Below are 25,011 nucleotides of genomic sequence, written 5' to 3'. Positions count from 1 at the left end.
GTGCGGCGCCGCACCGATCAGCGAGGCGACGATCGTGCCGTGCGCGTCGCAGTCCATCAGGCCGTCGCCACCCATGATGTAGTCCCCGCCGGGTACCACCGGCAGGCGGGGATTCGGATTGACCCCGGTGTCGATCACCGCTACCGGCACCCCGTTGCCCGTCGAGTACTGCCAGGCCTTGGCGATGTTGAGCATCGCCAGGTTCGGCGCGGGCAATGCCACGTTCGGGTCGGCCACGGTAATGGTGCGCGCGCAGATGTTGCTCTGCCGCATGGGCTGGTCCGGTCGCGGCGGACCGTCCGGCGGAACCATCGAGGGGTCCACGCTCGGCGGTGGAATCGCTTGCGCGGCAGGGAGGTTCGCAACCATCCCGATCAGCAGGACGACCATCACCGCCGCGACGAACCGCTGTCCGTTCATCGCATCCTGACCCAGGTGAACAGCCCGCCGATCCAGGCCGCCAACGGAAACGCGGCCACGATCGCCGCCAGCTCCAGCCATTCCGCGATCATCCGCACCAGCGGAGTGAAGCGGGTCACCGGAACGAGCAGCGCCGCAGCCAATCCGGCGCCGGCGAAGGCGGCCAAGGCCAGCGCGCCCCCCAGCAGCGCCGCCCCCGAATCCGCAGGCTCGTGCAGAACGTAGCGGACGACACCGATGCAGAGCGCCGCGGCGGCCCCGCACACCAGCGCGACGGCCTGACGCTTGTCGGCGAAGGCGCGGCCACGGCTGATGAAGATCAGCACGAACAGCCCCGCCAACACCGCGGCGCCGGTGCTCTTGGCCCGGCCGGGCATCAACGTCGCCCACACCGCGGCGGGCAAGGTGACCGCCGAGGCGACGCAGATGCCGGTGAGCACGCTGTTCGCCCGGGTGGCAGCCGCGGTGATGGCGGCACCACGCGGTGTGGTGTCCGGGTTCGGCTCGTCCTCTGCCTCGTCATCGACGGGCGAGACGGTGTCGACGGGGAGACCGTCGCTGCGCCGGAACAGGTCGCGCCCGGTGATCGAGCCGAAGTGCGGCGGACGAATTCGCGCCGCCCACAGCGCGAACGTCGGTGCCAGCGTGAGAAGCAACAGCAGCCCGATCAGGGTGCACATGCCCAGCCACTGGGCCGGTACAGCGGCCCACATCCGCGCAAGTGCGACCAGCCCTCCCACGCCGCACAGCGTCACCACCGTCGCGGCGACAGTGACGTGCCGGCCGGTCATGGTGACCGCACCGACGGTGAGCACCGCGGTGGCCAGAGCCGCGATGAACAGATGCGCGGCGCCCACGCCGCCGGGCGCCGCGGCGGCGAAGGCCACCGCCCACAGCGGGACGGTCAGCCAAGCAAACCCGGCGAGCAGATCCGCGCGCCGCGGCCACCACCGCCACACGCAACCGGCACCCACGGCGAGCAGCAGACCGGCCGTCCCGGTCACCGCGGCCGGAATCCACGAATCGGTGTGTAGGCGGCTACGCACACCGAGGCCCACAACCGCAACGGCGACCATCGCCAGTACCGCCATCGCGGTGTGCGCGGCGGTTTCGGCGGTCACCGGGGCGAACAGTCTCTTTCCGACCCGGGCCAGCCCTGTGGACAGCGACTCGTACTGCGGCTCGAAGGACTCGCCTTCCTGCGCCGGGACGAGAACCAGCGTGGCTCCGTCTTCAACACCGAGTTCGTCCAGGGTCTTCGTGACGTCGAGCCGAGTGCCGTTGGCGCGATTCAGTTCATAGCCGATGCCTGGGTCCAGGCCCGGTGCGCCACGACGTTTGAGCTCCTCGTCGAGCAGCTCGACGACATTGTCGATGAAGACTTCGACCGGCACGGAGGCTGGGTACACCTGGGAGACAAGGTGTTCACCGCAGATCACCGCGACGGCGCAGCGAGCCGGAAACGAGACCTTGGCCATCAGCGCGGCCTGTCGGCGTCCGGAATGTACTTGTCGGCCAGGGCTGCGGTGATCTCGAAGAGCCGCAGTCGCGTCTTCTTCTGCAGTTCGTGCTGGGCGTCGATGATGCCGCCCTTGGCAAGATGCGGGTCGTACGGCATGAATTCGACGGTCGCGCCGGATTGGCTGAATCGTTCGGTCAGATACTTGCGGGCGTCGGAGTCGTAATTGTTGCGGCTGTCGTTGAGGATCACCATGCTGCGCGACACCAGCTCGTGGTAGCCCAGTGAGCGCAGCAGGTCGATCGAGCGGGTCACCGGCAGCGAGGTGTCGGCGGTCAGCCCGGAGACGAACACCAGGGTGTCGCAGGCGTCAAAGACGGCCTTCATGACCGGATGTTCCAGATCGTCGGCGGTGTCCACCAGGATCACGTTGTGGGTGCGGCGGAGCCGGGACAGCACGCCGGTGAACATTGCCGGGACCAGTGGGCGAGGCTGGTCCGACACCCGGTTTCCGGCCAGGACGTCGAGTCCGATCTGGTTCTGCCCCAGATGTTCTCGAATGTCGGCGTAGCCCTGCACATCGGTGTCGTTGAGTACGGCGGAGTAGTCGCCCGGGGGTGCTTCGTCGATGCGGCCTGCCAGCGTGCCGAACCCGGGGGCGGCGTCGATCGCCACCACGTTCTCGGGGCGGCATTCCCGGAACACCGCACCCACGCTCGCCGTCATCGTCGTCTTGCCGACCCCGCCCTTGCCGGAGACGAAACCGATGACGTACTGCTTGCGGATGTGCCTGCGGATCCGTTCGCGGAGTTCACGATAGTGCCGCTCCGCGGGCGACTCGCCGAGATTGATGGACTTGAACGACAGGTTGTAGATGAACTTGCGCCAACCCGATCCGGGCGGAATCTTGCGCGGCGCCACCATGTCCGAGATGCGCAGAGTGCCCGACACCGAGTCCTGCTGCGGGCGGTGGTGGCCCCCGAAGCTTTCCCGTCCGGCGGGGTCGCGGGGATCGGCAGAACGCCCCGGCTCATTCCAGGGATTCGTCACCTAGACAACCTTTCTGTGAGAGAACCACTCGTCGTCGGCGGGCAGTCGACGAACCATCTTCAACACCGCGGAGGCGATGTTGGCCGCTGATCCCGGGGAGACGATCATCCAGGATTTCCCGGAGCGGGTGACGTGTTCGGACACCAGCCTGCCCTGGGGGGTGTCGATGATGGTGACCGCGCCCTGGTCGATGTGGTTGCGGGCCGGCCCACTGGGCATCCCGGACTGGATGGCCACCACCGACGCCTGTGCCGAGCGCTCGGTGTCGGCGGCCAGCGTCAGCATCGTGACCTGGTCGCCGTCGAGTCTGCGGTCCATCAGAAAGCTGCGCAGGCTCGCCCGATCATGAACAGCGGCAAGCAATTCGGGCACCTCGAGGGTGACGGGACGCAACGAAGCGGCCTTCATGACCCCGCACAGCCGCTCGATCTGCGCATTGATCAGCATGCCGGCCGACTCCTCCGAGGTCGCGGTACCGGCTCCGGACAGCCGCACCAGAATGCCGTTGCGTTCCAGCACAACCCACCACTGGGCGAAGCGTGCCAACAGCACTCGTTCCGGTTCGACATCCTGCGCAGGCGTCTGCGCGTAGATCAGCAGGGCGATGTCCCGGCGGGACAACACTGTCAACCACTCCAGGACGGCGTCGTCGACCCCGCCGGCATCGGTGATGACGCCCGCGGCACGCAGTTCGTCGGCCACGGGGTGCGCCAAGGCCCGCTCGCGGGTCTCGATACTGGGCAGATGCGGCCGCAGGCCGAGTTCGGGTGCCACTACTTCGATGCCGGACAGCACCTGTAGCACCCACAGGCCGTCCACTGTCGTCGTCAACATGGTGATCCCAAAACAGACAGCAGGGGCGCACCGACTGTGCGCCCCCACCGGCTGAGAAGTCCGGTTAGAAGAGGTTGCCCATCATGATGTCGGTCTGATGCGCGCTGTCGTTCACACTGCTGATGGTCGATCCGTGCTGGTTCATCGTCTCGATCAGGCCCTGCAGGCCTTGCAGCATCTGCATCTGGGCCTCGTGGAACGAGCCCGCGGCAGCGCCCTGGAAGAAGTCGGCGATGGCGTTGGTGCGCTGCAGGATGTCGTCGTGGATCTCCATCAGCTGGGCTGACCGGGAGCCGACGTCGGAGGCGAAATCAGCGACGCCGCCGTGGTTGTACGTGATGTTGTCCGACATGGTGTGAAGTCCTTTTCGTGAGGTGGCTGGGATCAGGCGTTGGCGGCGAAGCTGGTCAGGCTGTGGGCGGCGTCGGCTTCGTGCTGTTCCATCATCGAAGCCGCCTGGCTCAGGCCGTGGGCCAGGCGCGTGCCGCCGGTGATGGTCTGCTGCAGGTCGTGGTTGATCTGCGCGGCGGTGTTGACCGAAGCCAGCTGCGCCTGGCCACCCCAGACCGCCGAGCCCAAGCCTTCATGGCTGCTGAGGTATCCGTTGGCGATCGCCGTGGCGTGCTCGAGCGCGGATTCGATGGCCTGCTGCGTGCTGCGCAGCACTTCCGGTGTGACGACCAGTGTCATGTGCTTCTCCCTTTTGCTGATTGAGGTCCCGGTCTGGGGATGTGTTGACGAGTATCGGGCGAAGACTGACCTGCTGTCACTTCACCCCTGGCAAACGTTGACGGACGCACCCCCTCGTAACAAGCCGTTAGCTGAGCCGCGGATCCCACCGCGGATCTTTTTCCACCACGATGCGCGCGTGCGCCACATCGTCTTTGCTGTTCTCGCCCTTGCCCTGGCCGAGCATCCCGGCGTGGGCCGGTGACATCGGCATGGCGCCACCACCCATGGGTGCGGTGGTCGGACGGACCTCGGCGGCGCTGAGCAGGCCGGTCTTCAGCGACGTCGGGCGTCCTGAGTTCTCCGGGGCAAAGCTGCTCGTGGGGCGGGTATAGCTGGTCAGGCCCGCGCCGGGCACGCCTCCACCGCCGCCACCGATTCCCCCGCCACCGAGCCCGGCGCCCCCGGCCGTCGGCGCTCCGGCTTTGACGAGTTCGGCGGCCGGCATGGCCGCATCGCCGGCCTTCATGCCGTTGAACATCCCGCCCAGCGAGCCCATCATCGACTGCGGCAGGCTCGACAAGCCCTGAAAGGCCTGCATGGGGGCCTGAAACATGCCCATCAGCGGCTGCATCGCGCCCATCGCCGCCTGCATGGGCTGCATCATCATCGAGCTCATCTCGCCGCCGGCAGAGGCGGGTGCGGCGGCAGTCTTCCCGGCCATCTGGGTGACCTGGCCGGTGCCTTGCGTGGCGGCCTGCATGCCGGTGGTGCCGGCGGCCTGGGCCACCGCGGCCGCCGCGGCGGCGGGTGCGGCCGGCGAGGCGCCCAGCGGCGCAATCGGCGGAGGTACTGCCAGAGCGGCGGCCAAGGAGGCCAACGCCGCGCCGTAGGTGGCGCCGGCGCCGGAATTGTGCGGCCAGTGCTCACCGAAGTATTCGGTGTCCAGAGCGACGATCGCCGGGGTGAGCGCACCCAGCACCGCGGGATTGATCGCCACGTCCGATGCCTGTTCGGTGCGATTGGCGATCGAGACCTCCGCCGGGATCATCGTCGACACCGCGGTCTCATAGGCCGCCACGGCGCTGGCAGCGATCGGCGGCTTCTCCTGTACCCAACCGGCGAGCAGCTGCAATGCGGTGTTGAGGCCGGTGACCGCGGTCATCGAGCTGAGCCCGCCGATGCCCTCGAAGTTCAGCGCGGTGACCGCGGTGTTCAGCTGCGACAGCGAGAAGGCCAGCTCGTTGCTGCCCATCAACGCCTGCCAGGCCGCCCCGCTGGCCATCGTGGTCGCCGTACCGCCCGCCCCCGGCCCGACGAGCCGCAGGTAGTTGGTCTCCGGCGAGAGCGCCGGCCACGAGGGATCGGGCATCGACCTACAGGCCCAGCGCGGCGTTGTTCAGGACGTCGGTGGCGGTGTACGTGGCCGCGGCCATGTCCTGCGCACCGGCGAACATGCCCCGATTGGCGAGATGCTCGGTGGCGGTGCCGATGTAGGAGGCGCCCGCGGCGTTGAGTGCCGCAGCGAACTCGGCAGAGTCCAGATCCGCACCCATCGGCAGGACCCCCACCAACGCTGCCGACGCCGCCGAGGTGGCCGCGCCCATTTCCGCGCTGATTCCGGTCTCGGTCGTCGCAGAGGTGGACACCGATGCGGCATTGACGTTCAGAACCATGTTGCTCTCCCTTGGGTGATCGCAGGGGAAACTGCAATACCGTTGTATTGTAGAGTGTGCTGGCTACCTAATGCGACTTATGTCGTTGCACTCGCAGCTAACTCACCGACTGTCGCTCAGTCCGGCGTACCAACAAGTACTCCTTCCATCGCGCCGTCGGTAGTCACCAGCAGTCCGCGGCCCGGCGGTAGTTGCTGGGCGCTGGTGCGGCCGAACACTTTCACCGTCTGCGGGTCGTTGTCCATGAACAGCGTCGGCGCCCGCGAACCGGTCAGCTTCTGCAGGAACGGGCTCATCGCCGAGACGCCGGCCCAGTTGCCCGGCAACCGGGTGGCGATGACGTGCAATCCGATCTCCCGGCTTCGCTCGATGAGCGTCCAGAGCGGCGCGGTCGCGGCAGCCTTTCCGATGGCCCCGCTGGGCCGCAGTTCCTGCTCGTCGTCGATCAGCACGAAGTGGTGCGGACCGGTCCACGAAGAGCGGGTCATCAGCTCCTCCTGGCTCAGTCCGGACGGTGGCAGCCGGTCGCGCATGATCTCGGCCAACTCGGCCAGGACCTGATCGATGTCGTCGGGCGTATAGGCGTATGCCCGTACGTGCGGTCCTTGAATCTTGCCGATCAGGCTGGTCTTCGGATCGACGATCGTGATCTGCGCCTCGTCGGGCGACAACCGCAACGAGATGGCCTGTCCGAACGCGGCCAAGGTGCTGGTCTTCCCGCAGCCCTGCCTGCCGACGACCAGCAGGTTCGGCGCCTGCCGGGTCGGCAGCGCCACCGGTTGCAGCGCGCTCTCGCCGAGTGCGAACGGGATGTCCAGGCGCTCGCCGGTGGCCGGGTAGGCGGCGACGATCTCCCGCAGGCCGATGTGTTCGGGCAGCCTGGCCAGCGTCTCGACCCGCCCGGCGCCGGTCTGGGCGGCGATCACCTGGCCGACCTGGCGAGTGGGGATCCGCTCGCCGTCGGGGCCGACGATCTCCGGTAAGCCGATCAGCAGCTCGTGCCCCAGCCGGCTCACCCCGAAACCGGGCCGGTCCAGGGTGTTGCGCGCCGCCCGGCGATGCTCCATGCCGGTACCCATCTGTGTCTCGTCGGGATTGCTCAGACGCAGCTGGATGCGGGCGTTCGAGACGTTCAGCAGGGCCTGCTTCTGTCCGACCAGCCACCCGCTGGCGCTGGTGACGACGTGAATGCCGTAGGACAAGCCCTGGCGGGCGATCGTGATCGCCCGATCCCCCATGCCGTTGTCCTTGTCGTACAGGTCGCCGAAGTTGTCGATGACCAGAAAGACGTCGCCGAACTTGTCGTCCGGATCGGTGCCGCCGCCGCCCGCAGCCCCGAACCGGCGCTCGCGGAATTCGCCGATGTCCATCTGGTAGCGCTTGAACGATGCCTCGCGCGCCCGGATCAGTCCTTCGATCGTGGCCAGTGTCCGCGACACTCCTTCGGTGTCGGTGAGGCTGACGACGCCGGCCACGTGCGGCAGGTCTTCGACCGGGTACAGCGACGCACCCAGGCAGAAGAAGGTCACCCGCTCCGGCCGGTACATCAGCGAGGCCGACGTGATCAGCGTCATCAGCGTGGTGGACTTCCCACGCTGGGCGGTCGCGACCACCATGACGTTGTCCATCTCGGCGTCGATGACATGCACGCGCTGGGCGTGGTCCTCGGGGAAGTCCTCGATCCCGACCGGAATGACCAGTCCGGGGTTCTGTCCGTAGTCCACCCACCACGGTTTGCCTCGCCAGCGCTCGACCAGGACATCGGCCGTCTCGCCGACTTCCAGTGGCGGCAGCCAGATCTGGTGCGGCGCACGGGCTGGATGCGAGATCAGCGACTCGCGGATGACGTCGAGCAGCTTCTTCTTCTTGAAACCGTCCGCGTGATAGAGGAATTCGTCGGGCTCCTCCGGTGCGTCGGCACCGGCCAGCGCGGCGTTGTCCTCATCGGAGAGCGGCTGGTACTCCCAGGTCAGGGGCCGGGGTTGAGTGAAACTCACGTCCACCGTGGTGTCGGTGTTCACCACCTTCTTCGGCACCACGAACGGGGCCGAGACGTAGAAGCAGCGGAACTGTTCGAGCTCACGCGGGCCGACCTTGAGCAGACCGTAGCCCGCCTCCTTGGACGGCAGGTGCAACGCGGCGTCGCTGCCGATCACGTCACGGGAGTCCTCGGCGGTCTCGGCACGCAGGGCGACCCGGAAAGCGATGTTGCTCTTGGCCTTACTCAGCGACGACAGATCCAGCCGCTGTCCCCCGAGCGTGAAGAAGACATTGCAGCCGCGGCCCTCCTGGCCGATGTGGATGACCAGATCGATCCATTCGGGGTGGTTGTGGAACAGCTCGAGATACTCATCGATGATGACGAGCAGGATCGGAACCGGCTCGAGGTCGCGCCCGGCCAGGCGCATCTCCTCGTACTCGTTGGCATCGCGGGCACCGGCATCCTTGAAAAGCCGGTAGCGGCGGGCAATTTCACCGTCGATGGCCTTGCGCATCCGCTCGGCGAGGTGTCGATCGTCCTTGCCGAGGTTGGACAGTGAACCCGCCACATGGGGCAGGCCTTCGAGATCCTGAGCAGCCGATTCGAACTTCATGTCGACGAAGATCACGATGAACGTCTCCGGCGAGTGCGTCAACGCTATCCCGTTGCACAGCGACAGGAAGTACTCAGACTTTCCCGAGCCGGAGGTGCCGATCACCACGGAATGGAAGCCGAAGCCACCGAAATCCTTGGCTCGCAACACGATGTACTGAAGCTCGCCGCCGGGTTTGACCCCGACCGGAACCACCGCCCACTTGGGGTCGCCCCGGCCACGGCTCTCTGCCCACAGCCGGTCGACATCGAGTCGGCGCGGGTCGGTGATGCCCAGCGCACGCAGCAGCTCGCCGCCCTGGCTGTCGGTCTCCGACAGTTCGCCGGCGGTCATCGGCGACCAGCGGGCCAGCGCCCGCGCATACCGGTCGGCCGTGCTCTCGGCGAGCATGTCGGCGACGGCGTAGAAGGCGCCGCGGTGCCGCAGCCGGCCTTCCCGCAGCCCAAAGCGTTCTTCCTCGTCGGCAAAGCCGACCCCGACACCGGGACGGGATGCCAGGCGCAGCACCGTGATTCCGGCCATCCCCTTCTGGCCGGTGATGCCTTCCCACTGCTCGGGGGTGCCGACGTTGTCGTCGACGATCACCCAGTGTGGCCCCAGCGCGTTTCCGGGCAGCGCCTCCATGGGCGACCCCATGGTGGTCGGGCTGGATCCGGTGGGCGGCGCCCACGGACCCCTGCCCTTGCGGTGCAGCTCGGCATCCAGCGCGTCCTCGAGTTCGGTGGGCGAGGTGAAGACCAGCCGCCGCAGGCCGCAGGCGTCGAACATCTCGTCGTGCTGGTTGTGGGGCAGCCACACCAGCCATGACCACAGCTCCGGATGCCGGGTCACCACCATGAGCTTGATGTCGTTGGGGCTGTGATAGACGGCCAGCGAGCACAGCACTGCCCGCATGAACGCGTGCAGCTCGCCGGGGTCATCACCGACGAAGCTGAATCCGGGCCGCGAGCGCAGGCTCAGCACCTTGCCGATGTCGCGAATCTTGCTCTGCTCCAGGATGAAATCGCGCAATGCGCGGCCCGTCACCGGTTCCAGCTCCTCGCCGACGGGGACTTCGGGCCATTGCAGAGAAACCGCGGAGTCGGCCGCCGACTGCACCCCGATACCCAGCCGTACGTCGAGGAAGTCGGCGTCGGCGGGCCGGCGCTCCCACATCCGCGGCCCACCGATCACGGTATCGAGCTCCTGCGGGTCGCCGTGGACGAACAATTGGCTGCGGCGTTGTTCGGCAGCGGCGTGCTGCACCTCGTCGCGATCGTCGTCGAGCTGACGCAGATACACCCGGCGCTGCTTTTCCTGCTCGCCCCAGCTGATCCGGCGACCGCGACCGAACCGGCCACTGAACATCAGGGCACCGAAGCCCACCAAGCCGATCAGCGGGAAGAACCCGGACTGCAGCGAGCGGACACCCGAGGTGTACATCACGACGAGCGTGCCGATGATGCCGACCAGCAGCGCCGGCAGCGCGATCATCAGCAGGATGTTGCGCGGTTCACGCTCGGGCAGTGCCAGTGGTGGCGCGACCGCCACCCGGACCGGTGGCACGCTGGGCGCCGGTCGGCGTCCGCCGCGGACGAATCCCCTTTTCGACACCGCTACCCTCCCGCGTTCTGTTGCCCGGGGGCAGCCACCGGGGCCACCGCCCCTCCGGGGTCGATGGTGTCGCGGGCCAGCAGCGCGGTCGCCCGGTTGATGGCCGGGCCGGCCGCGAAGGTCCGCACGATGGGCCAGGGCGCCTGAACCGCCCGGCGTGGATCCAATCCGAGCGCCTGCAGGGTGTTCTGGTCCCACTCGATGCCGTACCGGACGCCTTGTGGCGAAACCCAATACAGACTTTCGCGGGTGTCCGAGGACATGGCGGCGCTGGTCGACGCGACGAAATTCGCCGCGCCCGGCAGCATCAGGGTCTGGTTGGCCTCGACGGAGTCCGGGTCGCGGCTGTCCCGCACCAGCCGCACAATGTGGGAATCCAAGCTCTGCGGGGTCGGCAGGCCGCGCCCGGAGAAGAAGGTCACCGCGGCCTGCCGGTCGGTGGTCTGCTTCTGCCAGCCCACGCAGGTCACCGGATTGGCATCGGTGTCGACGAAATCCAGCTTTCCGGTGGGATAGAAGTCGACGTTGAGCACCGTCAACTCGGGGATGTTGACCAGTTTGTCCGGCGAGACCAGTTTCGGGGTCGTCGAGCCCTGGCTGTCGGCGGTGCGCAACAGGTCGGCGACGAAGCCGGTGATCTTCTGCACGCCGTCGGGCAGGAGTACGTAGAACCCGCTGACGGCGCCGTTGGAGTCCTTGGTCTCCAGGACAGCGCCCACCACTGAGCCGTCGAGCAGGCGTGACGGCGTGCCCGCCTCCGGAATGACGGGCACCACGAGGGGCTCCGTCGCAGGCATGGCGTCGAACAGGGCGTTGGATATCTGGATCGGACGGGTGGCGCCCGGATCGAGTCCCAGGTTGAAGGTGACCGAGCGATCGGTCGGGTCGATCTGGGTGCGCTGCCCATTCCAGACCAGATAAGTGTCGGTGCCGTGGGTGGCCAGCACCGCCTCGGTCGGCCGCATCGGCTGGGCGCGTCCGCCGGCGGACAGCTGCCCCGCGATGGCGGTGACCACCGGCGGCTGACCGCTGCCCCGGGCAGGAGCGGTGTCACATACCGACCACGCCGAGACCGGGTTGGCCGAGACGGTCAGATCGTCTGGGACGCCGGGGATCCCGATCATCGGCCCGGTCGGGTACTTGGCGATCTCGGCGGCGTTGACCCAGGTCGGCGCCGACGCGCTTCCCGTCGCCAGCCGCGCAGAGGTCAGGTTCAGCGCGGGGTAGAGCCGATCGTCGATCTTCGCGTAGAGCGCCCCGGTGTCGCGGTTGCCGATGATGTTGGACTGGCCGACCAGCCCGGCCGGTTTCATGAAATGCAGCAGCGCCATCCACCCGCAGCCGATCAGCACGAAGACGATCGACAGCGCGACCGCGGCCTGCTGCTTGCGGTCGTCGTGTTTCATCCGCACCGAGAACCGGGTGATGGCCGCGCGCAGCCGGCGGTTGTAGAACAGGTGACCGGAGTTCTGGTCGCGGTTGGACAGATTCAGCGGCACCGGATCACCGCAATTCGCCGCCGTACCGGGCGTGGTTGTCGGTTTCGGCTTCCTCACGCAGGGCTGCGAACGCCAGATTCAGCCGGTCACTGAGCTCGCCATGGCTGTAATCGGTCACCACCGCGGGGTGCAATGTGAGCTCGATGAGTTTGCCGTCGGAGTTTGCCACCGCGTGTATATCCCCCAGGTCGACGCTGTACGTGACGGTCTCGGCAGCAGCGACGAGCGCCTCCCAACGCTGCGCAGCCTCGCTCAGTTCCTGTAAGACCGCATCGACGAGATCCCTGTCGCTAAGCTCGCGATCACTACCGGATCCCGCCACCTAGCCAGTATGTCGAGCACCGCTACCTGCGTCAATTCACTTCCGCGAGGAACACGGTCAACGGCGTGGAAAACGCCCCAGCAACCTCAGCCTGCCTCACCCGTCACGCTGTGGTGCCCCAACGGCTGGGCGGCGGGGCGTTGAGGGCTTCGAACCAGGCGACGTGATAGTTGGCCGACGACTCGTCGGCGACGGCGATTGCCTCGGTAGCCGCGAGTAGTAAGCAGTTGCTCAGCAGATCCTGGTCGACGTCGGGATACTGGGCCATCAGCTGATACCGCGCGGTGTCGGAGTGCACCCGCAGCACGTCCACCTCGGCGTCGACCACACCGGTGCGGGCGGCCCCTGCCTTGGCCAACGTGTGCGCGATCCTGGGCAGGCCCTCACGCCAATGGGTGGCCTCCACGAGTGTCCACCCGAGGTCGTCGAGGCGGGGCAGCTCCCGCGGCTTCTGTGACGGCGGCGTCGTCTCGTCGCGGCCCATGGTGAACGGATCGCCCGGGTGGTAGACCGCGGATCGGATGACGTCACCGAGCAGTTCACCGATTCGGCCCGCTCTCCTGGCCGGCGCCAGCAGCATGACACCGGCGGGCAGTGCGACGCCCGGCGGGATCCAGCCGTGCGCAAGGTCGGTGACCAGCAACGTGGTTCCATCCGCGCGGTCCCCGATCGCCCACCGCAAGCCGGGTTCCTGGCGCGCGACGAATTCCAGCAGCCGGGCCAAGCGCCTGTCGTCGGGCTCGACGTGCGGTTCGGCCTGTGGCGGTGATTCGGGTTCCGGTTCGGCGACGATCACGGGAATCGCCGGATCGGTGTCGAATTCGATTGCTGCAGAACGCAGTTGACGGATCGTCGATTCGACGCGTTGCACCGCGAAGGCCCGGGCGGAGTCGATGATCCTGGCTTCCTCGGCCCGGCGGGCGAAGTCGGGGAGATCGGCGTGGCGTAGCGCGCCCATCCGCTCGTTGGCCGTGTCCGCGATGCGCTGCAGATCTCGCTTCAGGTGTTCGGCGACTGTCGCCGTGGCCGGGGTGACGGTCGCCAGCTCCGGTGGCCACAACCCGCCGATCACCCACGGTGTGCAGTCGGCGGGCGTGTCGAATGCCGGCACCGAGAGCGCGCTCTGGGTCGCCCTCTTCAGACGCTGACGGGCCGAGTTCCGGCCGAAGATCGCCACTGGAAGCAGCCTACCGTCCGTTCTCGCGCTGTCAGTTCGGCGGAACTACCCGGGACCAGCTTGTTCAGGCCAGCGGCCGGTTTTCCCGCACGCCCTTGTAGATGCCGCGGCGCACGATCCAGGGCATCAGCACCCGGTCGATCGACCACGCCGGGAACCGGTAGGCGGTGCCGTTGGGGGCGAACACTTCCAGCCCGTCGGCCTGGATGCCGACGATCGAGCCCCAGCGCCGCCGCGGGGGTCGGTACTGCTTGAGCGGGCGGTCCTCCAGCGTGGCTTTGATGTTGTGCGCCAGCAGCCCGTCGGCCCTGGCCCGCGCCGAGGCCCGCAGCGGGTCGGTGGCCGCCACGTCGCCGATCGCGAACACCCGATGATGGCCGCACAGCTGCAGCTCCGGGGTGACCCGCACGAAACCCTGCTCGTCGAGCAGTTCCGGCGGCAGCCACTCGGTGTTGGGTGTGACCCGCCCGATCGCCCACAGCACCGCGTCGGCCTGCGCAGGCGGCTGGCCGGTGCTCCACTGCACCGGCTCGGCGGTGATCTCGGCGCCGTCGAAGCCATCGGGCAGCACCGCCCGATGCCCCGGATGCAGGCCGACGCCGAGCCCGATCAGCCTGTTCTGCAAGCGTTCCCACGCCCGCGGATGATGCTCGGTGAGCGCCCGCTCGGCCGGGAAGTACAGATCCACTTTCTTGCCCGGCCAGGCGGTGGCGATGTTGGCAGCGGCGCTGACCGCCGCGGCGCCCCCGCCGACGATGATCACCGAACCCGCGTCGGCCAGCCGGTTGTGGGTGGCGGTCAGCTCGGCGGCGATCTCGTCGGCGGTCTGCACGGTGGGCTGGCGCCAGAACCCGTTGCGCACGCCGGTGGAGATGACCAGGACGTCGTAGCTTTCGGCCACCGGCGCGCCGTCGGGTGCGCTGCCATGGACGGTGCGGTTCTCCAGATCCAAGCCGGTCAGGGTGGCCTGCACGGTGCGCACCCCGTCCAGGGCGCGGTACTTGTCGAACGAGATCCAGTTGTCGCGGGCCCAGTCCTTGGGCCGGGCGAGCCGCAGCCCCAGCTCCTGACCGCTCACCAAAGCCGGCTTGACCGAGATGCCGACGATGTCGGCGTGGCGGGCCAGCCGGATCGCCGTGAGCACCCCGCTGTCACCGAAGCCTGCGATCACCACCCGGGGTTTGGTCGCGTTCATACGGCGGCCTTTCGCGGGGGGCGGGGAATCAGCATCGGCACCCGGTCGATGACGTCCTGATACTGCGGGCGTCGCGCCAGGCTGCGCTTCTCCATCATCGGGATGCTGGCGCCCAGGAACATCGCCACCATCGCGATCACCCCGACGAACAGCCACCACGCCGAGCCCGGGGCGGCGGCCACGCCGAACAGCGCCAGGGCGAACCAGAAGCTGACCTCGCCGAAGTAGTTCGGGTGCCGCGACCACGCCCACAGCCCGCGGTCCATCACCGCGCCGGGCACCTTGTCGCGCACGAAGCGGTGCATCTGGGTGTCGGCGACCAGCTCGAGGGTGACGGCCGCGATGCCGACGGCGAACGCGATCCAGCTCAGCGACATCAGGCCGGAGCCGGGGGTGGTGACCGCGACATAGACCGGGAGCATGCCGAGGAACACCTGCAGGGTGGGGACGAGGTGGATGCCGAACAGGTCGGCGAGGAACTCCCAGCGCCCGGCGCTCTCCCGCAGCAGCGGGTAGCGCCAGTCCTCGTGGTGCAGGCCGGGGAAGCTGTAGACCCAGTTGCCGGTCAGCCGCACCGCCCAGTACATGACCACGATCAGGATCAGCCAGCAGCGCAGCGAATCCAGACCCAGCGGGCCCGCGGCCCACCAGTAGATCAGCAGCAGCGGCGGGATCACGCTCCAGAAGGCGTCATAGAAGCTGGAGTTGCGGTAGGCGCGGGAGAACACGAACACCACGAGCGTGGCGATGACGTCGGCGATCAGCGCGTCCAGCCATAGCCGGCCGGTCGCCGACGGACCCCACAGCAGCCAGGCCGCGCCGGCCCCGACCGCCAGGACATACGCCAGCGTGACCAAATACAGAGAACCGGCCCGGTTCGGCGTCACAGTCATGCACCCTCCTACCGCGGCCGAACTGTAACACGTTCTAGTTTGAGGATGCACTGCCGGATTCGTCGGGGCCGACGCACACCACGATCACGACACGATGATCTGCAGCGCCTGCCGTGAATCGAGACGAATTCCACCGAACCGTTTGATATTCGCCAGAAGTTGCCGGTCAACCGCTGGCGCAGACGACAACTGGGCTTGGGCATCGAACTGTGCCGCTATCCCCAGGTACACGGCGATGTCGTGGTACTTCACGTCGAGCACGTGCAGCCCGGTCCCCGGAATGGGCGGCTCTGATTCGTACCAGATGATGTCTTTGCTATCCGCGGGATCGGTATCCCAATCGACATCGGCATCGGCCCAGTGGCTGAAGTTGATCGGCACCGGGTCGTTCTCGTCGATGAATGCCAGTGCATCGCTGTGGAACTCGCTCGCCTTCTTGATCAGTGGCGCTCCCACCACGACCACCGACGTCACTTCTGCGGCGTACTTACCCGAAGCCGCGTAGAGCTGCATCTGTTGCCCGCCGTTGCTGTGGCCCACGAGTTCGATCTCCTCGATGGGCCCGTCCTTGCTGAATTCCTCATACGCCAAGTCGATGTAGTCCTCCACATCCTCGCGGAGAGATCCGAAGTTGCTGGTGATGGAGTTGAGAGTCGACTCGTTGACACCCGGCGCGATTCCGGACATGTACACGATCATCCGGACCTTGCCGTCTGAGCCGCGAACCTTCTCCGCATAGATCGTGTCGGAGTCGCGAGGAATACGCGACACGACCGCTTCGGTCGTCGTCGTCACCGGCAACGGAAGGCTTTGCACATGCAAACCGGTGTCGATGACCGAGATTCCACCCAGGCCGCCGGTAGCGGTGTAGGGCGTTACGACGTACAGCCTCGTGTTGTCGGGGCTCGCCGTCGCGGAGATGGGGACACCACCGTCGTTGAGGAACAACTGCCCGCCGGTCATGATGTCGGTGCTGGTGGAACCGACGAAGGTGTTCTTGGCCGTGTCGAAGGTGGCCACCACGCTGCCGGTAACCGACCAGGAGACGACGAAGACGCGGGTCCCGTCGGCGCTCGGCGCCAGCATCCGTGGCGCCGCGCTGAAGGACGCTCCACCGATGACTTTCTTTGTCGCCGTATCGATCACGCGAAGGTACATGGCGTTGTCAGCGGCGTACAGTCGCTTGCCGTCTGGGCTGATCGTCAGGTAGAGCGCGAGGTAGTCCGTCGCGATCGGATCAGCGACGGACGCATGCACGGTGTCGACCACCGAGATGCCGCTGGTGGCCGCCGGCAGACTGTTCGCGAGATAGATCGCATTGCCGTCCGGACTCATCACCGCGGCACCGAAGGCCTGCCCAACTTGCACTGTCGCAGTGACGGTTCGGGAATGCGTGTCCACAATCGCCACCTGGCCCGAGCGCGGGTCGAGGACAAAGAGGCGCGCACTGTCGGGGCTGACCATGAGGGTCGACGGCGCCAGATCAAGGGATATCGGGTCGCCGACGACACGTCTGGTTGTCGTGTCGATCACTGAAATGGACGCCACCGACGAGTCCCCGTCGGACGCATAATTCGTCACGTACATCGCGGCGCCGTCCGGGCTCGCGACGACGTCGCCGGGACTGATTCCGAGCGCGATCTCCGAGTCGACTGTGAGCGTGTCACCCGTGGTGTTGATCACCGAGACGACGCCCCGCGCCGTATCGCTGACGTAGAGGAAGCGGCCATCAGCACTGAGCGCGGCGCCACCGGCCTGATAGCTGGTGGTCAGGGGCGTACCGACCAGCTTGTTCGTGACCGTGTCGACGACGGAGATGGAGATACCGCCCGAGACATTGGCGTTTATCGCATAGGCCCGCAAGCCATTTGGATCGGTCACGACGTAGATCGGGGCGGCGGCCTCGGTCCCGTCGGCGTATGCCGGAATGCTGGTGACCAGTTTGGCCGGCTTGGCGCTGGACGCCGATCCCACCGGTGCGACCGACACCGTCACGGTCGTGGTTGTCACGCCGCCATATCCGTCATCGACGGTGACGGTGAAGCTGTCGGTGGTCGACGCGGTTGCCGTGCGCCGGGCAGCGTCCGTCGGGGTGTAGGTGAATACCCCTGTGCCGGAGTTGATCACGACGCTGCCCAGCGCGGTGCTGCGCGGCGTGCTGTAGACCAGGACGTCCCCGTCGGGGTCGGTGGCGGTGACGGTGCCGGTGACGACCCCGGTGGAGGTGTTGGGCGTGCCGACGGTCGGGATGGCGATCACCGGGGCGGCGTTCGCGGGAGCGATCGCGACGCTGACCGCGATCGTGGTGGTGCCGCCGGCGGCGTCGGTGGCGGTGATCGTGAACGTGTCGGTGGTTTGGGCACTACCCGCCCCCACGCGCGCGGACTCGTGACGCGCGGTGGTGGTCGGGGTGTAGGTGAAGCTGCCGTCGGCAGCCACGACCACCGCACCCTTGGCTGTCGTCGTCGACCCGCTGTAGGTCAGCGGGCCCGCTTCCGGATCGGTGCTCACCGCCGTACCGGTGGCCACCCCGGTCGCCGGGTCGGTGCTCACCTCGACCGCGACATCGCTGACCGGGTTGACGGTCAGATGCACTGTCGCAGTAGCTGTTCCGCCGTTCCCATCGCTGACGGTGTAGTCGAAGCTGTCGCTGCCGTTGTAGTTGGCGGTCGGGGTGTAGGTGATCGCGCCGTTGGCCCCCAAGCTGATCGTCCCGTGGCCGGGCGCGGTGGCCTCCACCACGCTCAGCGGATCGTGATCGGCATCGCTGTCATTGCTCAGCACCGCGATCACCGCCGAGGTGTCCTCGTCGAGGGTTGCGGCGTCATCGCCGGCAACGGGAGCGTCGTTGATCGGGTTCACCGTGATCTTGACCGTGCCCGTCTTGCTCTTCGGGCCGTCGCTGACGATGTAGGTGAACACATCGGCGCCGTAGTAGTCGGCCGTCGGGGTGTAGGTGAACGAGCCGTCGGCCTCGAGCGAGACCACCCCATGGGCCGGGCCCTTCTTCAGGGTGGCGGTCAAGACGTCGCCGTCGGCGTCGGTGTCGTTGCTCAGCACATTGTCGATCAGCGGGGTGTCTTCATCGGTGGTGAAGGTGTCCGTGCCGGGGCTGGGCGCGTGGTCCCCGGGGGCCGGGTCGGGTACCCGCAGGCGCGCAATGGTCCCCGCCAGCGGAGCGCCGACGACCGGGATCATGCCGATGACGTCGACGGTCATGTCCGCGACCTCGTCACCCATGTCGGCGGTGTCGCCACGCAGCGCCGCGATGGTGAAGTCCAGAAAGTCCGACACCAGGCTGAGTCCGTTGAGCACGGTGCCCACCCCCGGAATCCAGCCGACCGACATGTTGAGGTCGGCCACGCTCTGCTCCCGCTCCGCCTCGGTGGGGGAACCGGCATCGGCAGCGGTCGCCCGCGCCACCGCCGCGGAGGGCGTAGTCGAAACATCCTGCTCGACAAGCGATGTGGTGGTCGAAGGACCGAAAGACACCCGGCGATGCACGGCCGACTCGACTTCCCGCACCGCACCCAGCACCGCGGCGAACAGCGGAGCGCCCGGCGCCGACGGTAAGCGCGGCCCAGGTTGCCGGCGGCCCAACGAGATACGGCCCGGGCCTTCGGTGACGGCATTGTCGACGGTGACCGGTGCCCGATCCGATTGTGAGGTCGTCACCGGGGCGGGTGCAGAGCGTCGGGTGGGGCCGGAGACCGAACTGTGCCGCGCCGACGGTGCGGTGCGGCCGGAGTGACCGGAGTGGCCGGTCGACGACGTCTGACTGCCGCCGACGTCGGCGTGGGCGACCCCGGTGCCGCCGGCCATCGCCGTGCCCAGGCCCAGCGCCAGGGCTCCCGCGCCCAGCCACTGATACGGCGCACGTCGGCGCCCGCGGGCACGCCGGCGTCGAGAACTGCTGGCGAACTGGCGATGTGCGTCAGATTCGCGCACCATGGCATCCCCCGGCCAAAGTCGTCGAAATCGTGCTTTGCTACTGAACCCCTCCGCATATCGGAGCGGCATTCAGCGCCTACCCACGATCCACGGCCTCGCGCAGACTAACACGGCTATCGGCCCACGTCGTGACTTCGCGCGCACCCAACGAAGCACATCACCAGATCTTTGCGACACTGCCGCGATGGCGGAGCGGCAGTTCCGGCGTTCCCCGCTCGACCCCGAAATTTGACACCTGCCAACAACTGACAACATCGGGTTCCTTATCGTGTCGGAATGAGCACCGTCGCTGATGCCGACCGGGTCGCGGACCTGGCCCGGCAGGTCGTGGCCGACCACGACCCGAAGAAGGTCCCGATTCCGGAATTCCTCGGCGCCTGTTACGACGCCGGCCTGTCCTGGGTGCACTTCCCCGAGGGGTTGGGCGGCCTTGGACTCTCGCGCGGCATGCAGGCCGTGGCGGACCGGATCCTGCAGGGAGCCGGTGGCCCCGTGCCGCTGGGTCTCAACCCGATGGGCTACGGCATGGCCGCCCCGACCGTGCGTGAGCACGCCCAGACCGACGAGCTGAAGAAGGCGCTGCTGCGCCCGCTGGCCACCACCGAGGACATCTGGTGCCAGCTGTTCTCCGAGCCGGGCGCGGGCTCCGATCTGGCCGGGCTGGCCACCACCGCCGTGCCCGACGGTGACGAGTGGGTGATCAACGGCCAGAAGGTGTGGACCAGCCTGGCCCACCGCGCCCGCTGGGGTCTGCTGCTGGCGCGCACCAATCCCGACATCGCCAAGCACAAGGGTCTGACCTACTTCGTGCTCGACATGCACGCCCCCGGCGTCGAGACCCGCCCGTTGCGCCAGATGACCGGGCAGGCCGAGTTCAACGAGGTCTACATGACCGACGCCCGGATCCCCGACAGCCACCGCCTCGGCGCGGTCGGCAACGGCTGGAACGTCGCGATGACGACGCTGATGAACGAGCGCAGCGCCCTGGGCGCCAGCGGCAGCCGGCGCGGCAGCGGGACCATCAAGGACGCCGTCGCACTGTGGGCCTCACGCCCCGACCTGCACACCCCGGTGCTGCGAGATCGGTTGTCGCAGTTGTGGTTGCGGTCGGAGGCTCAGCGGCTGACCTCGGAGCGTTCCCGCGCCTCGGCCACCGCCGGCGGCCCGGGCCCGGAGGCGTCGGTCGGCAAGCTGGTCGGCGCCCTGCTCAACCAGCACATCTACGAATGGTGCATGGATCTGCTTGGGCCCGAAGGCATTCTGTACGACAGCTACGCATTGGCCGACGGTGCCGGTGACGCCGGCGACTGGCGTGGCCCGATCCAGCAGCGCTACCTGCGCAGCCGTGCCAACACCATCGAGGGCGGCACCACCGAGGTGATGCGCAACATCCTCGGTGAGCGGGTGCTCGGCCTGCCCGGTGACCTGCGCGCCGACGCCGGCATGCCCTGGAAGGAGATCCCCCGTGGCTGAGAGTGCTGAATTCACCTTCACCGAGGAGCAGCAGCAGCTGCGCTCGGCGGTGCGCAAGTTCTGCGCCGACAACTTCGACGAGGCCACGGTGCGCCGCCTGATGGAGTTGCCGGTGCCTTATGACGCCACGGTGTGGAACCGGCTGGGCGCCGAACTCGGCGTGCTCGGGCTCTCTGTGCCGGAGGCCGACGGCGGTGTCGGCGGCTCGCTGGTCGACCAGGCGGTCGCGGTGGAGCAGTTCGGCGCCACCCTGGCGTGCGGGCCGCTGTTCGGCACCGTCTATCTGGCCATTCCCGCGCTGGTGGCCTGCTCTGCAGGCCCCGCGCGTGACGAGCTGCTGGCCCCGCTGGTCGACGGCACCGCCACCGCGGCGCTGGCCGTCGCCGACAAGGCCGGCGCATTCGATCCGACTGCGGTCACGGTCACCGCCGCCGGAGACACGGTGTCGGGCACCGTCGAGCGGGTCGTCGACGGTGGCGCCGCCGACGAGGTCCTGGTCGCGGCAGCCCGTCCCGATGGTGTCGGGCTGTACGCGGTGCACGCCGCGGACACCCAGCGCACGCCGCTGAGCACCCTGGATCTGACCCGGCCGCAGGCCACGGTGACGTTCACCGACGCCCCCGCCCGTCTGCTGGCCGGGCCGGAAGACGCCGAACGGGTGATCACCCACGCGCTGCAGGTCGGTTCGGCGCTGCTGGCCATCGAACAGGTCGGTGCCGCACAGCATCTGCTGGACCTGTCCGTCGAGTACGCCAAGTCCCGGCTGCAGTTCGGCCGCCAGATCGGCTCATTCCAGGCGATCAAGCACAAGCTCGCCGACATGCTGGTCGACCTCGAGCACGCGCGCTCCGCGGCCTACCACGCGGTGTGGGCGCTGACCGATGGCTCCGACGACCCGGCGCTGGCGGTCAGCATCGCCCAGGCCACCGCCTCGGCGGCGTTGAGCCATATTGCCGCCGACACCATCCAGGTGCACGGTGGGATCGGCTTCACCTGGGAACACCAGGCGCACCTGTACTTCAAGCGCGCCGCCACCGACGCCGCGCTGCTGGGCAGCGCCGAGCAGCATCGTTCGCGGGTCGCCGATTTCGTGCTGGACGACGCGAGTACCGAGGGCGGGGCCAGGGTGGCCGACGGCCTGCCGGCCTGAGTCGCAACAGACGGAACGTTCGGGTGCGAGAAGGCTGAGAACTTCTCGCACCCGAACGCTTTTCCGTGGCCGCTCGGCTCGTCAGCCGCGATGGCGGTTCCACTGGTGGTGATGATGGATCGAGGAGCCAGGGACCGGCTGGTTGTGTTGCTGAGGGAACGTCGGGTGCGGGGCCGGGTGGCTCATGTTCGGTCCGGTGGTGTCGGCGTAACTCGCCGGCGCGGCGCCCAGAGCGACCAGCGTGGAGCCGGTGGCCAGGATCGCGCCGGCGGCAATGCGCTTGAACCAGCAGGCGGTCGTGGAGTTCGTGGTGGTCGTGATGGTCATGGTCGTGCTCGTTCTGTTCGTGCCTTCGCCGGTTTGCCGGCGGTGATCTAACTTTCGCGCACGGCGGGCCCGCTGTCTGTCGGGTGACCGGCCCCCGGGCGGGTGGAATCTGATGTCCACTGATCAGGGGATAACTCGGCTCAAGGCCGCTTCGCTGCGGGCTCGTCGTCGAGGACGGTGACGGAACCGTCGTTGCCGTCGACTCGCACCCGCTGACCGGTACGCAGCACATCGGTAGCACCCGGGATGTCCGCCACCGCAGGCAAGCCGTACTCCCGCGCCACGACCGCGCCGTGGGAAACGGTGCCGCCCACCTCCATGACCAGGGCCCCGGCCACCAGAAACAGCGGCGTCCAGCCCGGATCGGTGCTCGCGGCGACCAGCACCTCACCGGGTTGCAGGGTCGCGCCGACCGGGGAGTCGAGGACCCGGACAACGCCGTCGTAGGACCCGGGTGCCACCGCTGTTCCGAGGAGACGTCCCTTAGCGTCCGAGCGCGCCCGACGCGCTCCGTAGATCGCCTCACCATCGCTGACCAGAATGCGCGGCACAGCGCGGCGGCGCAGCTCCCTGCGGAACTCCTTGCGGTTGGCCGCCGCAGCCATCGCCAGGCCCTCGCACTGTCCCCGCAATGCCGCGCGCAGCTCCGTCGGGGTGAGGTAGTACACGTCGTCGACCGCACCGAGCAGGCCCTCGTCGACCAACACCGAGCCGACCCGCCCGAGCACTCGGCGTCCCAGCGCGATCGCCCGCACCATGTCGAACTTCGGCCACTCCCGCAGGCCGCCGAGTTCGCGATGACGACGCAGAACACTGCCCAGCAGCCACGCTCGCCACGCCCCGCGGCGACGGTGCACCTGAGCAACCAGGTTGTCGGCCGCACGCACGGAGTCGGCAGCCCCCGTCTCGACCCGGCTCGTCAGCTCGGCACCGGCGCGCTGATACTGCCGAATCAGGTCGACCACCACCAACGGATCGTCGGCGAACCGGGCCAGACCCAGGTCGATCTCCCGGTCGGGCGCACGGTGACCAAAGGTCTGCAGGAAACGGGTGACCCGAACGTCGGTGGGTTCGATGTCCGAACCGGCCGTCTGCCGCGCGATGCGCGCCAGTTCGGCACCCATCGCCACCGTCGGGTCGTGCGGCAACCAGCGCCGGACGGGCTCGAAATCGGCATCGGATCCGAGCCAACGCCGGATCAGATGCTCAGCCAGCACCCTGATGAACTGCTCCGCGTAGGCGACCGGCAACTGCTTGACGACCAGTTCACACGTGCGAGCGGGCAACACGTTCTCGACAAAGTCCAGTTGCGCCGTCGGCGCGCTCAACGCGTCGGCTTCCCGTTGGAGCCTCACGAGGTCGAGGTCTGCATCGGCCAGGACGCGGCGGCGGGTGCGGCCCGGGGCCACCAGCGCTACGGCCGTCGCGGCCATGATCAGCGTTCCCAACACCGCCATGGCCTTCAGCGCCGGCCGTCCGGAGGGACGCGGCAGCCGTGAGCCGTTGTCGGCGAGCCACTGTTCCAACGCCGCACTGGTGGCCGGCTCCTTCAGCTTGAGCTGCGCCGTCAGACGAGACGCGAGCCGTCGCCGTTGCAGCACCGAGGTGGCGTCGATGAACATCCGCCCCGCGACGGTGGGAAGCCACGGCGGCGCGGAGTCGCTGATGACCACCCGGCCGCTGACCAGATATCGGACCCACCCGGCGGTCAGCGCACCGAAGAACGCATTGCCCGCCGGGGTGAGGGGCTCGGCAATGCCCTGCGCGACGAGCATCGCCGGCAGATAGACCCGTAAGCCGGGCTCCGGGGACGCCGGCGGCAACGGGAACAGCGACGTGATCGGCCGGGATTGCAGCAGCCAGCACCCGCCCGCGTCGAACGCCCACTCGAGGTCTTGCGGAGCACCCAGCAACGCGGCGGCGCGGCATCCGAGATCGGTCAGGGTTCTCAATTGCCCTTCGACGAGCAGTGGCGACCCGTCCGGTGCCGACACGACCGCCCCGTCCCGGTGGTGGTCGAGGACCCATCGCTGCGGGGTGACGTGTCCGCTGACGACCACATCGCCCAGTCCACCGGCCGCCTCGATCACCAGTCGGTCACGCCGCCCGGACATCGGATCGGCGGTGAACATCACGCCCGCGACGGCTGCCGGGACCATTCGTTGGACGACGACGGCTACCGCGAGACCCGACTGCCCGATCTCATTGCGGTCCCGGTAGGAGATCGCCCGTGCCGTCCACAGCGACGACCAGCACCGGCGCACCGTATGACAGAGGTTGTCGATCCCGACGACGTCGAGGACGCTGTCCTGCTGACCGGCGAAACTGGCCTCGGGCAAGTCTTCGGCGGTTGCCGAGGAGCGCACCGCCACCGGCGGTTCGTTCAGGCCGGTGTAGGCGACCGCCAGCCGGTCGCGCACCTCGGCAGACAGCTCGCACGCTTCGAACGCGCCGCGCACCCGCTGCGACACCGCGTCGATCTCATCGGGATGCTCAGCAAGACAGCGCAGTTCGCGCTCCACCACCGAGTCCAGGCCGTGCTCCTCGACAAAGCTTCGGTAGGCGTCGGTGGTGACGACGAAACCGTCAGGGACCGGCAGGCCGGCCATCGCCAGCGCGGCCAGATTGGCGCCCTTGCCCCCCGATCGCCGCAGGTCGCGAGTCAGCGGATCGGCCAAGGCGGTGATCACCACGCCGGCTGTTTCCATGTCACCTCCGCAGTACTGCCT

18 protein-coding genes and 1 pseudogene are annotated in these 25,011 nt (G+C 68.1%); 2 read left to right on the top strand and 17 right to left on the bottom strand.

Annotation, left to right across the window (positions count from 1 at the left end; genetic code table 11):
• From MSZK_RS23105 to MSZK_RS23035, 15 genes and pseudogenes are all read right to left on the bottom strand, one after another.
• Positions 1 to 420, bottom strand: a pseudogene (locus MSZK_RS23105) (type VII secretion-associated serine protease); the annotation flags it as partial.
• A complete protein-coding gene (eccD, locus tag MSZK_RS23100; RefSeq protein WP_099250881.1) occupies positions 417 to 1,898 on the bottom strand; it encodes a type VII secretion integral membrane protein EccD in 1,482 nt (493 codons plus the stop codon). The gene eccD and the pseudogene MSZK_RS23105, both read right to left, overlap by 4 nt.
• Entirely contained in the window at positions 1,898 to 2,929 is a 1,032-nt protein-coding gene (locus MSZK_RS23095) for a MinD/ParA family protein (protein ID WP_371411379.1), read from the bottom strand. Before MSZK_RS23095 ends, eccD begins: the two co-directional genes overlap by 1 nt.
• On the bottom strand, positions 2,930 to 3,763 hold the full coding sequence (locus MSZK_RS23090; RefSeq protein WP_099250880.1) for an ESX secretion-associated protein EspG: 834 nt from the start codon (positions 3,761 to 3,763) through the stop codon (positions 2,930 to 2,932). It abuts the gene before it with no gap.
• A 64-nt stretch (positions 3,764 to 3,827) separates the two neighbouring features.
• Positions 3,828 to 4,115, bottom strand: coding sequence for a WXG100 family type VII secretion target (locus tag MSZK_RS23085; protein ID WP_099250879.1), 288 nt, complete (start codon positions 4,113 to 4,115; stop codon positions 3,828 to 3,830).
• A 32-nt stretch (positions 4,116 to 4,147) separates the two neighbouring features.
• On the bottom strand, positions 4,148 to 4,453 hold the full coding sequence (locus MSZK_RS23080; RefSeq protein ID WP_047332761.1) for a WXG100 family type VII secretion target: 306 nt from the start codon (positions 4,451 to 4,453) through the stop codon (positions 4,148 to 4,150).
• Between the two features lie 127 nt (positions 4,454 to 4,580).
• The gene (locus MSZK_RS23075) at positions 4,581 to 5,804 is read right to left on the bottom strand and encodes a PPE domain-containing protein (protein WP_099250878.1); all 1,224 of its coding nucleotides are present in this window, start codon (positions 5,802 to 5,804) and stop codon (positions 4,581 to 4,583) included.
• A 4-nt stretch (positions 5,805 to 5,808) separates the two neighbouring features.
• Positions 5,809 to 6,108 (bottom strand): PE domain-containing protein, encoded by a 300-nt coding sequence (locus MSZK_RS23070; RefSeq protein WP_099250877.1) that lies wholly within the window; start codon positions 6,106 to 6,108, stop codon positions 5,809 to 5,811.
• A 116-nt stretch (positions 6,109 to 6,224) separates the two neighbouring features.
• On the bottom strand, positions 6,225 to 10,295 hold the full coding sequence (eccCa, locus tag MSZK_RS23065; protein ID WP_099250876.1) for a type VII secretion protein EccCa: 4,071 nt from the start codon (positions 10,293 to 10,295) through the stop codon (positions 6,225 to 6,227).
• Positions 10,296 to 10,297: 2 nt separating this feature from the next.
• Positions 10,298 to 11,794 carry a type VII secretion protein EccB gene (eccB, locus tag MSZK_RS23060; RefSeq protein WP_099250875.1) on the bottom strand — a complete coding sequence of 499 codons (1,497 nt, stop codon included), beginning with the start codon at positions 11,792 to 11,794 and terminating at the stop codon, positions 10,298 to 10,300.
• A gap of 4 nt (positions 11,795 to 11,798) precedes the next feature.
• A complete protein-coding gene (locus MSZK_RS23055; RefSeq protein ID WP_099250874.1) occupies positions 11,799 to 12,116 on the bottom strand; it encodes a DUF2710 family protein in 318 nt (105 codons plus the stop codon).
• A 103-nt stretch (positions 12,117 to 12,219) separates the two neighbouring features.
• Positions 12,220 to 13,293 (bottom strand): DUF5631 domain-containing protein, encoded by a 1,074-nt coding sequence (locus MSZK_RS23050; RefSeq protein ID WP_099250873.1) that lies wholly within the window; start codon positions 13,291 to 13,293, stop codon positions 12,220 to 12,222.
• 64 nt (positions 13,294 to 13,357) lie between these two features.
• On the bottom strand, positions 13,358 to 14,488 hold the full coding sequence (locus MSZK_RS23045; RefSeq protein ID WP_099250872.1) for an FAD-dependent oxidoreductase: 1,131 nt from the start codon (positions 14,486 to 14,488) through the stop codon (positions 13,358 to 13,360).
• Positions 14,485 to 15,381: a DUF1295 domain-containing protein gene (locus MSZK_RS23040; protein WP_199203447.1), complete on the bottom strand. Its 897-nt coding sequence runs from the start codon at positions 15,379 to 15,381 to the stop codon at positions 14,485 to 14,487. The genes MSZK_RS23045 and MSZK_RS23040 overlap by 4 nt, the downstream gene beginning before the upstream one ends.
• 84 nt (positions 15,382 to 15,465) lie before the next feature.
• Positions 15,466 to 19,329, bottom strand: a complete 3,864-nt coding sequence (locus MSZK_RS23035; protein WP_158230636.1) for an Ig-like domain-containing protein — start codon at positions 19,327 to 19,329, stop codon at positions 15,466 to 15,468.
• Between the two features lie 279 nt (positions 19,330 to 19,608).
• Between MSZK_RS23035 and MSZK_RS23030 the strand changes: the two genes are divergently transcribed.
• Positions 19,609 to 20,805 (top strand): acyl-CoA dehydrogenase family protein, encoded by a 1,197-nt coding sequence (locus MSZK_RS23030; RefSeq protein ID WP_099250870.1) that lies wholly within the window; start codon positions 19,609 to 19,611, stop codon positions 20,803 to 20,805.
• Positions 20,798 to 21,955, top strand: a complete 1,158-nt coding sequence (locus tag MSZK_RS23025; protein ID WP_199203446.1) for an acyl-CoA dehydrogenase family protein — start codon at positions 20,798 to 20,800, stop codon at positions 21,953 to 21,955. The genes MSZK_RS23030 and MSZK_RS23025 overlap by 8 nt, the downstream gene beginning before the upstream one ends.
• An 81-nt stretch (positions 21,956 to 22,036) precedes the next feature.
• On the opposite strand, the gene MSZK_RS23020 is transcribed toward MSZK_RS23025, so the two are convergent.
• Positions 22,037 to 22,282 (bottom strand): hypothetical protein, encoded by a 246-nt coding sequence (locus MSZK_RS23020; protein ID WP_099250868.1) that lies wholly within the window; start codon positions 22,280 to 22,282, stop codon positions 22,037 to 22,039.
• Positions 22,283 to 22,422: 140 nt separating this feature from the next.
• Positions 22,423 to 24,990 (bottom strand): PEP/pyruvate-binding domain-containing protein, encoded by a 2,568-nt coding sequence (locus tag MSZK_RS23015; protein ID WP_099250867.1) that lies wholly within the window; start codon positions 24,988 to 24,990, stop codon positions 22,423 to 22,425.
• Positions 24,991 to 25,011: the final 21 nt, after the last annotated feature.

The sequence above is a fragment of the Mycobacterium sp. shizuoka-1 genome, from assembly GCF_002723835.1.
In the GTDB taxonomy this organism is placed as follows: Bacteria; Actinomycetota; Actinomycetes; order Mycobacteriales; family Mycobacteriaceae; genus Mycobacterium.
Note: the sequence above shows the minus strand (reverse complement) of the source record. Positions and strands in the feature narration are given on the sequence as shown.